Consider the following 15,929-nt stretch of genomic DNA (forward strand, 5'->3'; position numbering starts at 1 on the left):
GAGGGTACCTACTGTTTGGTTTCGACTAGATGAACAGAATCAAGAGAGGGGCTCATTACATGAATGAAGAACAACGGCTCGCAGGACAAGCACCTACGACACAAGAAAAAGACTACAGTCAATATTTCCAATCCGTTTATACGCCGCCATCACTAAAGGATGCTAAAAAACGTGGCAAAGAAGTTATCTCCTATCATGATGATTTTGAGATTGATGAACAATTTCGCGAAATGGGAATTGGACGCAAATTTTACATAAGGACATACGGCTGTCAGATGAACGAACACGATACCGAAGTTATTGCAGGTATTTTCGTGGGCCTTGGTTATGAACCAACAGACACTGTCAAAGACGCGGATGTCGTTCTACTGAATACGTGTGCAATTAGAGAAAATGCTGAAAATAAGGTTTTTGGAGAACTTGGGCATTTGAAATCTCTTAAACGAGAACGGCCGGATCTACTGATTGGTGTATGTGGATGTATGTCACAAGAAGAATCGGTAGTAAAAAAGATATTGAAAACCTACGACCAAGTTGATATGGTATTCGGAACGCACAATATCCACCGGTTGCCTGCAATTTTACGGGAAGCGTACTTATCAAAAGAAATGGTCGTTGAGGTATGGTCAAAAGAAGGCGATATTATAGAAAACCTTCCTAGAGTGCGAAAAGGCAATATTAAAGGCTGGGTCAATATTATGTATGGCTGTGATAAATTCTGCACGTACTGCATTGTGCCATACACTCGCGGGAAAGAACGCAGCCGTCGTCCAGAAGATATTATTTTGGAAGTCCGTCAACTAGCTGCTGCTGGCTATCAGGAAATCACATTGCTCGGACAGAATGTCAATGCTTACGGAAAAGACTTTGAAGGTGAGAACTATCGATTAGGAGATCTGATGGATGAGCTCCGCAAAATCGATATTCCACGGATCCGTTTTACGACAAGTCATCCACGTGATTTTGATGATCATCTCATTGAAGTACTCGCAAAAGGCGGTAACTTAGTAAATCACATTCATTTACCGGTTCAATCCGGCTCCAGTGAAATCTTGAAATTGATGTCTAGAAAATATACACGTGAGCACTTCTTAGAGCTCGTTTCTAAAATCAAACGAGCAATTCCGAATGTCACAATGACAACGGATATTATTGTCGGTTTTCCAAATGAAACGGAAGAACAATTCCAAGAAACCATTTCGTTGTATAATGAAGTTGGATTTGACATGGCCTTCACATACATCTATTCTCCTAGAGAAGGAACTCCAGCTGCAAAGATGACAGATAATGTGCCAATGGAAGTGAAAAAGGACAGACTTCAAAGATTAAACAAAGTCGTCAATGACTTCTCAGCAGCTGGCATGAAGCCTTATCAAGACAAAGTAGTGAATGTATTGGTCGAAGGAGAAAGTAAACGGAATAAGGAAGTGCTCTCTGGATATACCGAAAAAAGTAAATTGGTGAATTTTCGAGCACCTGCGAATGTAATCGGTAAAATTGTTCAAGTTCGTATTACAGAAGCAAAATCTTGGTCACTTGACGGAGAATATATCGGAATAAAAGAAGAGGAAAAGGTGATGTTATAATGGAAAAGATGTATACAAAAGAAGATATCATAGAAAAATCAAGAGAACTTGCACACATGGTTGCCAATACGGAGCAAGTGGAATTATTCAAAAAAACTGAAGCACACATCAATGAAAACAAAAAAGTACGTGAAAAAATTGCGAGCTTAAAGTCATTGCAGAAGCAAGCCGTTAATTTCCAAGAGTACGACAAGGAACGTGCACTTGGCATAATAGAAAAGAAAATTGAGCAAATCGAAAATGAAATTGACGATATTCCTTTAGTCCAAGAATTCAAGCAATCTCAAAATGATGTGAATGATTTACTGCAACTGATTTCTAATACGATTTCCAATCGGGTAACAGATGAAATTATCGAGTCAACGGGTGGAGATGTACTAAAAGGTCAGACAGGTTCTTACGTACAAAGCACGCAGCATAAGCCTTTATCCTAACTTACAAGTCGGGGGAGAAAAATTCTCCTCCGATTTTTTCACTTTCTGGGCTCCTGTTGCATAGGATGTAAAGAAGTCCACGAAGGAGGAAGAAAACTGAAGAATCTACGACAAGTCGTTACGAAGGCAGTGATTGCAAAAGGGAAGCAGCGTACAGAAAAGGAAGTCACGCTTCTCCCGCCTAACCGCCCTTCCAGTATTCTTGGTTGCTGGGTCATCAACCACACCCATAGCGCCAAGAAAACTGGTAAATCTATTGAAGTATCCGGTAAATTTGATGTCAACGTCTGGTACTCTCACCACGATCATTCTAAAACTTCAGTATTCACAGAGACAGTGACGTACAAAGACATAATTCGTCTGCGGTATCGGGATGAACCCTCTTCATCCAAAGAAGAAATTCGCGTAGAAGTGGTGCAACAGCCAAACTGTACAGAAGCGATCATTTCTGAGTGTAAAGAAAAATTCCTAATTAAGGTAGAACGCGAGCTCGTGGCGGAGGTCATCGGAGAAACAAAGGTCATGATTACAGTGCATCCAAATGATTTTGAAGAAGAGTGGTCATTCGATGATGAGTCTTCACATCATCAGAGTCATACAAATGAAGGCAGTTCGAGAGTAGGGAAAGATAATTCACAGTTTTAAAAGCCGAAGCATGTTTTCGGCTTTTTTTCTTTTTTATGGAATGGAAACAACAACGCTTTCGTAAACGATTGTAGCCATCTTCTGTTATACTTAAGGAATACTATTTAGGTTGTGAGGGAAATAGAATGACAACACATACACCAATGATGCAACAATACTTACAAATAAAATCTCAATACGAAGATGCCTTTCTCTTTTTTAGATTAGGTGACTTTTATGAAATGTTTTTTACTGATGCGACAGAAGCATCTCATATACTTGAAATTACATTGACGAGCCGTGAAGGTGGAGAGTCTGGGAGAATTCCCATGTGTGGCGTTCCTTACCATTCTGCGCAAGGTTACATAGAAACACTTGTCGGCAAAGGATATAAAGTTGCGATTTGTGAACAAACGGAAGACCCGAGACACGTAAAAGGAATCGTCAAACGGGAAGTTGTAAAAGTCATCACACCAGGGACCATCACTGAAGGTAAAAATATCGATGGCCATTCCAATCATTTCATAGGATCATTCGATCGAATTTCCGAAAGTCTATGTGCGTTTGCGTATGTGGACCTGGCAACTGGTGAGGGCACGGTGGAACACATTCAAGGGGACGAAAGTGCGCTTGCTGCTGCAGTAGAATCTCTCGGAATGAAAGAAGCCGTAGTGGATGAACAAATGCAGCTCATGCTTGGTGATATTAGCCACAATAAGGGCATTGTGTTATCCATTTGTGACCGTGATTTATATCAACCCCATGGAAGAGAACTTTTCAGAGCTATTCCAGAAATGACAACCGGTGCATGTGAGAGGCTTGTCGCCTATTTGCAACAAACACAGAAGACGAGCTTAGAACATTTGCAGCCATTTAATTTTTTGTCTCGGGAAGCTAAACTGACGATTGACGCAAACTCTATGCGTAATTTGGAGCTCGTGCAATCGATTCGTTCGGGTGGAAAAGAAGGAACGTTATTTTGGTTACTTGATGAAACCAATACCGCTATGGGCGCACGAAAATTGAAAACTTGGATTCGCCAACCACTCGCAGACCGTCTAGAAATCGAGCATAGATTGGGTACAGTTTCTGAACTGATGGATGCATACTTTTTACGGGAGGACCTGAAATCAGCGCTACGTGAAGTCTATGATTTGGAGCGATTAGCTGGACGGATTTCAATGGGGAGTGCAAGTGCACGTGATCTTGCGCAGTTACGTAATTCGCTCCGAACAGTTCCTGCATTGAAGCAACAGCTTGCTGAATCAGATAAGCCAACTTTAATGGAGTTTTCAAAACGGATCGATCCGTGTGGAGACCAATGTGCAGTACTAGAAAAGTCTATTGCGGAGTCACCGCCTCTTTCCGCAAAAGAAGGAGGCGTCATTAAAGATGGATACAATGAAAAGTTGGACACATATCGGGATGCTTCAAGAAACGGAAAGATATGGCTTGCTGAACTAGAACAGAAAGAGCGTCAGAAAACCGGGATTAAAGGATTAAAAATCGGCTACAATCGAATCTTCGGATACTTTATCGAGATAACAAGATCTAACTTACACCTGGCAGACCTGACACGCTATGAGCGTAAGCAGACCTTGGCAAACGCTGAGCGTTACATAACGCCTGAGCTGAAAGAAAAAGAAGAGCTGATTCTTAGTGCGGAGTCTGAGAGCCTGGAACTAGAGTACACATTATTTGCGGAAGTCCGGGAACAAATGAAACAGGGAATCAAAAAAATCCAGCAACTTGCTTCCGTGCTTAGTGAATTGGACGTTTTGCTCGCGTTTGCTGAGATCTCTGAATCACAAAGTTATGTAAAGCCTATATTTACGGAAGATAAGTCACTCGATATCCGAAACGGCCGACATCCAGTTGTTGAAAAAATGATGGACCACTCCCTTTATGTCCCGAACAGCTGTAAGTTAGCAACTGATGCTAATATGCTATTAATCACTGGCCCAAATATGTCCGGTAAAAGTACATACATGCGTCAGGTGGCATTGACAGTAGTCATGGCACAAATTGGTTGTTACGTTCCTTGTGAGTTTGCATCGCTACCGATTACAGACCAAATCTTCACGAGAATTGGTGCGGCGGACGACTTAGCATCAGGTCAAAGTACATTTATGATGGAAATGTTGGAATCCCAGCAAGCAATTGCGCATGCCACAGATCGAAGCCTTCTATTGTTTGATGAAATCGGGCGGGGAACGTCCACGTATGATGGCATGTCTTTAGCGCAAGCGATGATGGAATACATCCATGACCAAATCGGAGCAAATACGCTATTTTCAACTCACTACCATGAATTGACCGATCTCGATGAACAGTTGGAGCGACTTATGAATGTCCACGTAGCAGCTATGGAACAAGAAGGGAAAGTCGTATTCCTTCATAAAGTGATGGCAGGGCCAGCGGATAAAAGTTATGGAATTCACGTTGCAGAACTCGCAGGCTTACCGACTGAATTACTGCAACGGGCTAGGGAGCTATTGGAAGGATTCGAGAATCAGAAAACTTCTGAAGAAATTCAGCTTCCATCGAGTGAACAAATTAGTTTCTTTGACCTACAATCCGAAGAACCTGCTTCTGTGCAGCCAACTGAAGAAACCGAAATCCTTGAACATTTGAAAGCTATAGACTTAGCGAATACAACACCCCTACAAGGGTTGCAGCTATTATTTGAACTAAAAGCAAAACTGAAGTAAGAAAGGAGCGAAACGATGGATATCATTAAGGTAATGGACGAACCTTTAGCAAATAAAATTGCGGCTGGAGAAGTTGTAGAACGACCTGCATCCATCGTGAAAGAGCTAGTAGAGAACGCAATTGATGCCGGAAGTACTTCAATTGAAATCACACTTGAAGAAGCAGGGCTAACGAGTATCCGTATAACAGACAATGGGAATGGCATGACGACGACAGACGCTGTTCGAGCATTTGAGCGCCATGCGACAAGTAAGATCGTCAATGAGCATGACTTGTTCCGAATTCGTACCCTGGGATTCCGCGGAGAAGCACTAGCGAGTATTGCAGCCGTTTCTAAAGTGCACCTTTGGACGTCAGACGGAACGAGTGGAACCGAAGTGGATATCGAAGGTGGAAAGGTGATCACTCACCGTGCTGCAGCACTTCGCCAAGGAACGGATATCACGGTTTCACAAGTGTTCTTTAACACACCTGCAAGGTTGAAATATATGAAGACGATCCAAACGGAAATCGGCCATACAATTGACTTAGTCAATCGGCTTGCAATCAGTCATCCAACTATTTCATTTCGTTTAGCTCACGGTCAGCAAGTGTTGCTGAAAACGTCAGGATCTGGTGATTTACTTCGCGTGCTATCTGATGTCTATGGAATTGCAGTTGCAAAAAAAATGATCCCATTCCAAGGTGAAAATGCAGACTACAAAGTTAGCGGTTATGTAACTTTACCCGAAATGACACGGGCCTCTAAAAACTACATGACTGTGCTGATCAATGGAAGATGGGTGAAAAGTTATCCTGTAAACAAAGCCGTATTGGAAGCGTTACATACGTATTTGCCCATTGGTCGGTTTCCAATCATTGTCGTTCAGGTAGAAGCGGATCCTTACCTAACCGACGTCAACGTCCATCCTTCCAAGCAGTACATCAAAGTGAGCAAAGAAGGTGAACTTCTAGCAGCCGTCCGCGAAGGTGTTCATGCTGCAGTAAAGAAAGCGATCATTGTTCCGGACGCGATCTTGAAAGAAAAGAAAAAACCTAGTATACCCGGAGTACAAGAATCATTTTGGAAACATCCAGAACGCAGTGCGAAACCAGTGCAAAGTTTTCAAACGACAAGTGACTATCCTCCTCACCAAAAGACCGCTTGGACGGTTGAAGAGCTTTCGCCAAATGAAAATTCAAACGTCGATTCAAACAGCCAGTCGCAACCTGTTGAGACAACCGAAACCATCGAAACTTCTAACTCTGATTATGGCTTTGCGTCATTCATTACCCAAGAAGAGCTTGCTGAACCTGTTGAACAATCCGAACCGAAAGCATCATTCCCGAAGCTATTACCAGTCGGACAAGTCCACGGGACCTATATCGTGGCACAAAATGAGGATGGCTTTTATATGATCGACCAGCATGCTGCCCAGGAGCGCATTAAGTATGAGTATTTCAGGACAAAAATCGCAGAAGTGGATCATGAGGAACGACAAATGTTGTTAATGCCTTTGATTTTCCATTACTCTGCAGATGAGCAACTCAAGATTGAAGAACGACTCGATGCGCTAGAGGAAGTAGGCATTTATCTTGAACAATTCGGTCCCTCATCTTACACCGTAAAAGAATATCCTTCTTGGTTTCCTGCTGCAGAAGCCTCTTCGATTATAGAAGAAATGATTGAACAAGTTTTGCATACTCGTCAAGTGAATATTGCAAAACTTCGCGAAGACTCAGCAATAATGATGAGCTGCAAGAAATCTATCAAAGCAAATCATTACTTAACGATGGAAGATATGAATCAACTGTTGAATGACCTAGGAAAGGCAGAAAATCCGTATACATGCCCCCACGGTCGACCTGTACTAATCCACTTCACAACGTATGAACTTGAAAAAATGTTCAAACGTGTAATGTAAGGAAGGAGGAATGGAAATGAAAGAAGAGTTACTTACAATGTCAGACGGTGTTATACTCGATTCCTATTTCATGGAACCACCAGGGACACCACGTGGACACATCCACCTCGTACATGGCATGGCCGAGCATATAGGGCGATATGAAGAAGTAATGAACGACCTTTCACATGCAGGCTACGTTGTAACTGGTTTTAATCAGCGCGGACACGGACAGCGGTCTCTGGATCAGAACCAGCTTGGAGACTTCGGAGAGGGTGTAACGTTTGATAGACTGGTTGAAGATGTGCGGGAAGTGATGGATGCTTTCAAAATAGAGCATCCCAACCTACCTCGTATTTTGTTTGGACATAGTATGGGATCGTTCGTTGTCCGTCGTTTTTCTCAAAAATACGGTGCGGAAATAGATGCGCTCATCTGTTCAGGAACGGCTGGAAAACCCGGCCTGACAAGAGTAGGTGGAAGTCTATTAGCTTCCATTTTATCCATCAAGGATGGCCCACATGCACCGAGTGTAGTTCTCGATACGCTTGGTTTTGGTGGCTATAACAAAACAATTTCACATCCGAAAACGAAGTTCGATTGGCTTTCAACAGATCGACAGATAGTGCATAATTATATTGAGGATCCCCTTTGTGGTACAGTTTCCACAAATAGTTTTTTCCATGTTTTATTTGATGGATTAAAAGTAATCAGTACGACATCTAACTATGAATCTGTTCCTAAGAAATTGCCTATCCTTTTATTTGCAGGCACAGAAGATCCTGTAGGGAATATGGGCAGTGGGATTTTTGAAGCAGCGGAAATATATAGGGATGCGGGCGTGGAAAATGCTACCGTATATCTCTTTGAAGGTGTAAGACACGAATCCTTACAAGGACCTTCTAGAGAACCTGTCCTGAATATGATGAAGCAGTGGGTGGCGAACCTATGAATCAGTCAGCAGAAGTACTAGCAATTGCTGGTCCGACAGCTTCAGGAAAAACAGCCCTTGCAGTAGGAATCGCCCATTGTCTTAATGGAGAAGTCATTAATGGGGATGCGATGCAAGTGTATCGGGGTCTTGATATTGGGACAGCGAAGATTACTGTTGATGAGATGGAAGGGATTCCTCATCACTTATTTGATATTAAATCCCCAACGGAATCGTTTTCAGCAGCGGAATATCAGCAACTTGTCCGGGAAAAGATTTCTGAGATCCAATCTCGTGGGAAACTCCCTATACTGGCAGGGGGCACCGGATTATATATGCAGTCTGTACTATTTGATTACCGGTTTACGGAAGCAGCCGCAAACTTGGAAGTACGAAGTCGTCTAGAAAGTGAGCTTAGCACTCTAGGTGCCCCTGTACTATACGAACGGCTACTTCAACAAGACCCTGTGAGCGCGGAAAAAATTCATCCTAATAATCACCGCCGACTCGTTAGGGCGTTAGAAATCCTTGAAGTGAGTGGTGAGACAAAAGCCAATCACGAAGCGGACCAAGGGTCAACTCCGATGTACCATTCTTATATTATCGGACTTGAACTGCCAAGGGAGCTTCTTTACGAGAAGATTGACCGTCGTGTCGACCTCATGATGGACAAAGGATTACATGGTGAAGTTAAAGAGTTATGGGAACAAGGAATCCGCAACGTCCAGTCTGTTCAAGCGATTGGATACAAAGAACTGTACCAAGCAATTGATGGTACTCTGCCTGTAGAGGAAGCAGTTGAACTTATCAAAAAGAATACACGTCACTATGCAAAGCGTCAGATGACGTACTTCCGCAACAAGCTTGAAGTCAATTGGTACGATGCAACAACGGAGAAAAATCAGCTAGTTCAGAAAATATGTGACGAAGTAAAGGGATTTCAGTTGCATGTAGCGAATACAAAAAGTAGGCATTAATTGCGAATAAGAACTGTAGGGGGAAATGAGATGGCAAATGCCAATATGCAGGATACGTTCCTGAATTCACTCAGAAAGAATAACACGTTTGTAACTGTATTTTTAACAAATGGTTTTCAGCTAAAAGGGTTGATTAAGTCTTATGATAACTATACAGTTCTTTTAGAATCAGACGGTAAACAGCAACTCATTTATAAGCATGCGATCTCTACGTATGTTCCAGCAAAACCGGTTATCCTGAAAGACGAGCAATAAAAAAAAAGGCCATGATTGGCCTTTTTATTTTGTCAATAAAGAGCGCTGAGGCAGTTGCCAGTGAAACTTAATCGATAACATACGTAAAGCCGCTGTAACAATTAGTAGAATATAAAGGGCAGCATCATGTATATACGTATCGAATCCAACGATCAAGCCAGCGAGGGCAGCCCATACTGCATAGATATCACTTTTAAAGACCAAGGGCTGACGTCCAGCGAGTAAGTCGCGGATGACTCCTCCTCCAGCACCTGTTAGAACCGCAGCCGCCACTATAGCGAACAGAGACATCTCCATTTCAACGGCCATTAAGGCACCTTGAATTGCAAATGCGGCTAATCCGACAGCATCAAAATATGCTCCCCAACGATTCCATGTCTTCAGTAAGTATCCCGAAAAGAAAAAGATTACTGCTATAAGAACTGAAGCAACTGTGAAAAACAGTTCTTGTCCCCAAAGGACTGAAACAGGCACTCCGATGAACACGTTGCGTACCGCACCCCCACCAAACGCAGTTACCATTCCTAATATATAGACTCCAAACATATCAAAGTCTTCTTCCATCGCAACAATCGCACCGGATATTGCAAATGCGGCTGTGCCGATCAGACTAAATACATCCCATGTCACTTCCAACTTCCTCCGTTCAACACGTTTTAAGATTATCCGGATGTGTCATCCGTTTACCGAAAGCGTTCTACCTGCTAAAATGAGCTAAGAACCTAAGGTACAGATTGGAGCATCCTGAATGAGTATACAGCAATTAAACGATGAAATCTTAAATCGTGCAGAAAAAATCGAAATTGAACTACAACCTTTTGCAAAAGCTACAGAACGAATTGCTTTCCTCAATCAAAAGAAAGTATTGGCGGCATTCAGAAAAAACCGAGTAAGTGACTTTCATTTAACTGGTTCCACTGGTTATGGATATGATGATGCTGGAAGAGAAGTGCTGGAACAATTATATGCCGACGTTTTTGGTGCTGAAGCAAGTTTAGTGCGCGTACAAATCATATCAGGAACACACGCGATTGCGATTAGCCTTTTCGGGATATTGCGACCCGGAGACGAATTGCTTTATATAACGGGAAAGCCATATGACACATTAGAATCCATCGTTTCAGGAGGAAATCAAGATACAGGCTCCTTACAAGATTTTAATATCGGCTACCACCACGTTGATTTATTGGAAGATGGAACTGTCGACTATGAAGAGGTAGAACGTCAAATTAATCCCAACACTAAAATGATTGGTATTCAGCGTTCAAGAGGGTACGCAGATCGACCATCCTTCACAGTTGCAGAAATTGCGGACATGGTGAAGAGCATAAAAGCAAATCATCCCGATATTATTATATTCACCGATAACTGTTATGGTGAATTTGTCGAAGAGCAAGAGCCGACGGATGTAGGTGTAGATCTTATGGCGGGTTCATTGATCAAAAACCCAGGAGGCGGTCTCGCTCGTACGGGTGGCTATATTGCAGGGAGAAAAGATTTAATTGAGAAATGTGGATACCGCATGACGTCACCTGGTTTAGGTGCTGAAGCGGGAGCATCACTCGATACGTTACGTGAAATGTACCAGGGCTTTTTCCTAGCACCACATACCGTAAGCCAGGCCGTAAAAGGTGCACAATTTACTGCTGGGATGCTTGAATCCTATGGACTTGTAACATCACCCCATTATTCTGCAGCGCGAACAGATCTAATACAATCGGTGTCATTCCAAAATGCCGAGCAAATGGTTGCATTCTGCCAAATGATCCAAGCAAATTCACCAATTGATGCACATGTAAGCCCAGTGCCATCATATATGCCAGGCTATGCAGACGATGTCATCATGGCGGCAGGAACCTTCATCCAAGGATCCAGCATCGAGTTGACAGCAGATGGCCCAATTCGTCCACCATACACAGCCTACATCCAAGGCGGTCTCACCTACGAACATGTGAAAGTAGCGATCCTCTCTTCTGTCGAGCGACTGATCGAACTTAAATTGATTAAACCTTACAATTGAAGGATGGTGTGTGATTGTTAAGCGGGAGGAATTGCTCATAAACCTTGAAAAGTGATCATAAAGCTAGGAAAGAGCTCATAAACCTTGAAAAGTGATCATAAAGCTAGGAAAGAGCTCATAACACACATAAAATGCCCATCTAATCAACCAAACCTTTCAAATTACAATCCCATATCCCCACCAACTCAAAAAAAACTGCGTACCCATCATTAGCTATGATGGGTACGCAGTTTTTATATACATAATTAATGAATTGTCCGGTAAACTCCGACCACTTTACCAAGAATCGATACATTTTCAATAATAATAGGATCCATCGAAGAGTTTTCAGGCTGCAACCGGAAGAAATCTTTTTCTTTAAAGAATCGCTTCACTGTTGCTTCATCTTCATCCGTCATCGCAACGACAATTTCTCCATTGCTCGCAGTATGTTGCTGTTTCACAACTACGCGATCACCATTTAAAATACCAGCCTCAATCATACTATCCCCAACGATTTCCAACATGTACAGGTTATCCTCCGAAGTCCCGAAAGTATCCGGGATAGGAAAGTACTCTTCAATATTTTCGATTGCAGTGATAGGAATTCCGGCTGTAACTTTTCCGACTAGCGGAACATGGAGGACGCCTGTTTTTAACTCGTCCATTCCATCGTGGTCCAAAACTTCGATAGCACGGGGTTTAGTAGGGTCACGTCTAATGAGACCTTTGCTTTCGAGTCTTGCCAGATGCCCATGAACAGTGGAGCTGGAAGCAAGTCCGACAGCTTCACCAATTTCCCTTACAGAAGGCGGGTATCCCTTTTTTTGAACTTCATCTTTAATGAAAGTCAGGATATCCTCCTGTCTTTTGGAGATCTTTTTCACTATGTTCACCTCATCACTATATTTGCAGCAGACATCGCTCTGCAATGTGTTTCTATGAAAATAGTATAACAGGTGTTCGTACACATGGCAAACAAAGGTTCTAATTTTTAGTGTTGACATACAAACCCTTGTTCGCATATAATTGAAATACAAACCGAACGTACATTCTGAGAGGGGAAATCATTCATGACACTTATCCGTAAAAATAAAAATCTTATAGTAGCATTCTCATTATTTGCAGTCTTAACAGTCGTCCTTATTCATAAACTTTCTGTTCCTCAAAATATTATTGAAGTGACAATCGTCGAAGGAGATACACTTTCGCAGCTAGCCGAACGCTATGCAGGCGATGTGTCTACTGACCGCTGGATCAGAGAAGTGGCGACACTGAATAATTTACCTGATTCTGCTATTATTGCAGGTGAAGAGCTCAAGTTGCCTTCTTACTTTGAGTCGGAGGTTGACGACACTCGGCTCGTCCTTGCAGAGGAGGGGGAATAATGGCGAATCGAGGCAAATGCGTATTGTACTGTAGAGTGAGTACTGAAAAAAATACACAGGAGCTATCACTCACACGCCAATACGAAGAACTGACGTCGTTAGCGGGATCATTGGATTTCAACATTGCTGCATCATTTACTGACAAACATAGTGGCTATGAATTGGACAGGGAAGGTCTATTGGATCTTCTTGATTATATCAAGGTAGAATCCGTTGATGCTGTCCTAATTCAAGATGAAACACGTCTAGGTAGAGGAAATGCGCGAGTCGCAGTTTTACACTTGCTCGCGAAAACAAATACTTCCGTTTTTACGAATCATGACAGCGGTCCTTTAGAGTTGAACGAAATGGACTCCATGCTTCTTGAAATACTTGCTATAGTGGAGGAATACCAGCGGAAGTTACATAATGCTAAAATCAGAAGAGGGATGAAACGTGCAGTTGAGGCAGGATACCAACCAGAACGCAACTTACGCAATCAAGGTAATGCCGAAGGAAGAGAACGGGTGGAGGCACCTGTCCAAGAAATTGTTTCTTTACGGGAAAAAGGACTGACATTCGAGGAGATTACTTCTGTACTTAAAGGACTTGGTCATGACGTGAGTAAGGCGACTGTCCATAGACGCTACCAAGAACATATTGCAGAGCAGGAAGGCTAATTGGTTGCACTTCTGTTCGTTTTTGTTTACCTTCTTAATAATGAATGCGAACTGGAGGGAACGTTATGCTAGAAGAAAATAAGATAAACCGTATTAATGAGCTTGCAAAAAAAGCAAAAACATCAGGTCTTTCCATTGAAGAAGCAAAAGAGCAATCCCAGTTGCGTAGTGAGTATTTGAAGACTTTTCGTTCGACAATGAGGGATACCATCGAAAATGTTAAAGTTGTGGACCCTGATGGAAATGACGTAACACCTGAAAAAGTAAAAGATGCTCAAAACAAAAAGTTTTTAAATTAAGAATCTCCCTATTGGTCTGACCGCAGTTTGTATTCCTGCGGTTTTTTCATTACAATGAATAAGGAATCTAGTTAAAATAAGAGAATGTGAAAGGGTGTAATTACCGATGACCAACACTATTGATCAATTGGCGATTAATACGATCCGTACGTTGTCGATCGACGCTATCGAAAAAGCAAATTCGGGCCACCCAGGCCTTCCTATGGGTGCTGCGCCAATGGCGTATGTACTTTGGACACAGCATATGCACCATAACCCATCAAACCCATCGTGGTTTAACCGGGATCGCTTTGTATTATCTGCAGGTCATGGTTCTATGCTGCTATACAGCATGCTCCATTTAAGTGGCTACGATCTACCGATGGACGAACTGAAAAACTTCCGTCAGTGGGGATCTAAAACACCGGGACATCCTGAATACGGTCATACAGCTGGAGTCGAAGCGACAACTGGCCCACTAGGACAAGGTATTGGAATGGCTGTCGGAATGGCGATGGCTGAAAAGCACCTTGCTGCAACGTATAATAAGCCAGGTTTTGATGTTGTTGACCATTACACATATGCGTTATGTGGTGATGGAGACTTAATGGAGGGTGTGGCAGCTGAAGCTATATCACTCGCAGGTCACCTAGAATTGGATAAGCTAATTGTTTTATACGACAGCAATGACATCTCTCTAGACGGTGAATTGGATATGTCTTTCACAGAGAAAATTCAAAAACGGTTTGAATCATATGGCTGGAATTACATTCACGTAGGTGACGGTAACGACACCGCTCATTTGTCTCAAGCTATTGAACAAGCTAAAGAAAATACAGGTGGCCCTACAATAATTGAAGTGAAAACTGTGATTGGATATGGCTCACCTAACAAATCCGGTAAATCGGATGCTCATGGAGCACCTCTTGGTGAAGATGAGATGAAACTGACAAAAGAAGCGTACAAGTGGACTTTTGATAGAGATTTCCATGTCCCTGAAGAAGTGTATGAAACGTTCAAAACGTCAGTACAAAAACTCGGTGTGGACAGTGAGTCTGAATGGAACAAATTGTTCGGCGCTTATGAAAAAGAACACGGGGAACTTGCTTCGCAATTGAAAAATGCTATTGATGGAACAGATAAAGCCGCAGTCGAAGCACAGTTGCCTATTTATGAAGCAGGAAAGTCCATTGCAACACGGTCGGCTTCTGGCGATTCAATTAATGCAATTGCGAAAGCTCTTCCATCATTCTTTGGTGGTAGTGCAGACCTTGCCGGTTCTAATAAAACAGCAATCAAAGGAGCAGGAGATTTTCTTCCTGGCAGCTTTGATGGTCGCAATATATGGTTTGGTGTGCGCGAATTCGCGATGGGGGCTGCTTTGAACGGAATGACCCTACACGGTGGACTGAATGTATTTGGTGGAACGTTCTTCGTCTTTAGCGACTATGTACGTCCTGCAATCCGTCTATCCGCATTAATGGGTATTCCTGTAACCTATGTATTCACTCACGACAGTATCGCTGTAGGAGAAGATGGTCCCACACATGAGCCAGTTGAACACTTAGCTGCTCTTCGCGCAATGCCTGGCCTTTCTGTAATCCGTCCCGCTGACGGTAACGAAACATCGGCTGCATGGAATTTAGCTGTAACTTCAACGAACAAACCGACAGTTCTTGTATTGTCACGTCAAAACTTGCCAGTACTTGAAAAGTCAGCAGAACTTGCATCAGCAGGAGTCAGCAAAGGTGCGTATATTGTATCTCCTTCAAAAGCAGATCAGCCTGAAGCCATCTTAATTGCGACAGGTTCTGAGGTTAGTCTTGCCGTCGAGGCACAAACGGAACTGAATGGAAGAGGAATCGATGTAGCAGTCGTCTCCATGCCTTCTTGGGATCGTTTTGAAGGGCAAGATGCAGCTTACAAAGAACAAGTGCTTCCTAAAGCTGTTACAACACGTCTTTCACTCGAAATGGGTTCATCACTCGGGTGGCATAAATATGTCGGAAATGACGGTGACGTCCTTTCAATCGATACATTCGGTGCAAGTGCTCCAGGAGAAACTGTTATGAAAGAGTACGGTTTCAGTGTTGGAAATGTAGTCTCAAAAGTATCTACTATGCTAGGTAAATAATTTATAAGTAATAAAAGCAGGGGCGAACATAGCCTCTGCTTTTATTATTTATAAGCCTTTTCATCCTCC

The 15,929-nt window shown here is 42.7% G+C and carries 15 protein-coding genes; 13 read left to right on the plus strand and 2 right to left on the minus strand.

Annotated features, from left to right (window positions below):
- The first annotated feature begins 59 nt into the window (after positions 1–59).
- The 8 genes from miaB to hfq all read left to right on the plus strand — a co-directional run bounded on the left by miaB (position 60) and on the right by hfq (position 9,402).
- Entirely contained in the window at positions 60–1,586 is a 1,527-nt protein-coding gene (miaB, locus tag DVB69_RS03175) for a tRNA (N6-isopentenyl adenosine(37)-C2)-methylthiotransferase MiaB (protein WP_116016479.1), read from the plus strand.
- The gene (locus tag DVB69_RS03180) at positions 1,586–2,020 is read left to right on the plus strand and encodes a YlbF/YmcA family competence regulator (RefSeq protein ID WP_199562793.1); all 435 of its coding nucleotides are present in this window, start codon (positions 1,586–1,588) and stop codon (positions 2,018–2,020) included. The genes miaB and DVB69_RS03180 overlap by 1 nt, the downstream gene beginning before the upstream one ends.
- 96 nt (positions 2,021–2,116) lie before the next feature.
- Positions 2,117–2,665 carry an outer spore coat protein CotE gene (gene cotE, locus DVB69_RS03185; protein WP_116016483.1) on the plus strand — a complete coding sequence of 183 codons (549 nt, stop codon included), beginning with the start codon at positions 2,117–2,119 and terminating at the stop codon, positions 2,663–2,665.
- 125 nt (positions 2,666–2,790) lie between these two features.
- Positions 2,791–5,355: a DNA mismatch repair protein MutS gene (gene mutS / locus DVB69_RS03190; protein ID WP_116016485.1), complete on the plus strand. Its 2,565-nt coding sequence runs from the start codon at positions 2,791–2,793 to the stop codon at positions 5,353–5,355.
- Positions 5,356–5,370: 15 nt separating this feature from the next.
- Positions 5,371–7,260 carry a DNA mismatch repair endonuclease MutL gene (gene mutL, locus DVB69_RS03195; protein WP_116016487.1) on the plus strand — a complete coding sequence of 630 codons (1,890 nt, stop codon included), beginning with the start codon at positions 5,371–5,373 and terminating at the stop codon, positions 7,258–7,260.
- 16 nt (positions 7,261–7,276) lie between these two features.
- The gene (locus DVB69_RS03200; RefSeq protein WP_158541013.1) at positions 7,277–8,191 is read left to right on the plus strand and encodes an alpha/beta fold hydrolase; all 915 of its coding nucleotides are present in this window, start codon (positions 7,277–7,279) and stop codon (positions 8,189–8,191) included.
- Complete coding sequence (miaA, locus tag DVB69_RS03205; protein WP_116016491.1) at positions 8,188–9,147, plus strand: tRNA (adenosine(37)-N6)-dimethylallyltransferase MiaA; 960 nt, start codon at positions 8,188–8,190, stop codon at positions 9,145–9,147. The genes DVB69_RS03200 and miaA overlap by 4 nt, the downstream gene beginning before the upstream one ends.
- A 30-nt stretch (positions 9,148–9,177) precedes the next feature.
- A complete protein-coding gene (gene hfq, locus DVB69_RS03210; RefSeq protein WP_116016493.1) occupies positions 9,178–9,402 on the plus strand; it encodes an RNA chaperone Hfq in 225 nt (74 codons plus the stop codon).
- Between the two features lie 24 nt (positions 9,403–9,426).
- On the opposite strand, the gene DVB69_RS03215 is transcribed toward hfq, so the two are convergent.
- Positions 9,427–10,032, minus strand: a complete 606-nt coding sequence (locus DVB69_RS03215) for a trimeric intracellular cation channel family protein (RefSeq protein ID WP_116016495.1) — start codon at positions 10,030–10,032, stop codon at positions 9,427–9,429.
- 118 nt (positions 10,033–10,150) lie between these two features.
- Between DVB69_RS03215 and DVB69_RS03220 the strand changes: the two genes are divergently transcribed.
- Positions 10,151–11,422 (plus strand): methionine gamma-lyase family protein, encoded by a 1,272-nt coding sequence (locus DVB69_RS03220; protein ID WP_116016497.1) that lies wholly within the window; start codon positions 10,151–10,153, stop codon positions 11,420–11,422.
- Between the two features lie 245 nt (positions 11,423–11,667).
- Here DVB69_RS03220 and lexA read toward each other — a convergent pair whose 3' ends face one another.
- Positions 11,668–12,288: a transcriptional repressor LexA gene (gene lexA / locus DVB69_RS03225; protein ID WP_116016499.1), complete on the minus strand. Its 621-nt coding sequence runs from the start codon at positions 12,286–12,288 to the stop codon at positions 11,668–11,670.
- Positions 12,289–12,474: 186 nt separating this feature from the next.
- On the opposite strand from lexA, the gene yneA reads away from it, so the two are divergent.
- From yneA to tkt, 4 genes are all read left to right on the plus strand, one after another.
- The gene (gene yneA, locus DVB69_RS03230) at positions 12,475–12,789 is read left to right on the plus strand and encodes a cell division suppressor protein YneA (RefSeq protein ID WP_116016501.1); all 315 of its coding nucleotides are present in this window, start codon (positions 12,475–12,477) and stop codon (positions 12,787–12,789) included.
- On the plus strand, positions 12,789–13,448 hold the full coding sequence (locus DVB69_RS03235) for a YneB family resolvase-like protein (RefSeq protein WP_116016503.1): 660 nt from the start codon (positions 12,789–12,791) through the stop codon (positions 13,446–13,448). Before yneA ends, DVB69_RS03235 begins: the two co-directional genes overlap by 1 nt.
- Before the next feature lie 65 nt (positions 13,449–13,513).
- Positions 13,514–13,747 (plus strand): DUF896 domain-containing protein, encoded by a 234-nt coding sequence (locus DVB69_RS03240; RefSeq protein ID WP_116016505.1) that lies wholly within the window; start codon positions 13,514–13,516, stop codon positions 13,745–13,747.
- Between the two features lie 106 nt (positions 13,748–13,853).
- Positions 13,854–15,860, plus strand: a complete 2,007-nt coding sequence (gene tkt / locus DVB69_RS03245) for a transketolase (RefSeq protein ID WP_116016507.1) — start codon at positions 13,854–13,856, stop codon at positions 15,858–15,860.
- Positions 15,861–15,929 lie beyond the last annotated feature (69 nt).

Source organism: Sporosarcina sp. BI001-red, from assembly GCF_003384035.1.
Lineage (GTDB): Bacteria > Bacillota > Bacilli > Bacillales_A > Planococcaceae > Sporosarcina.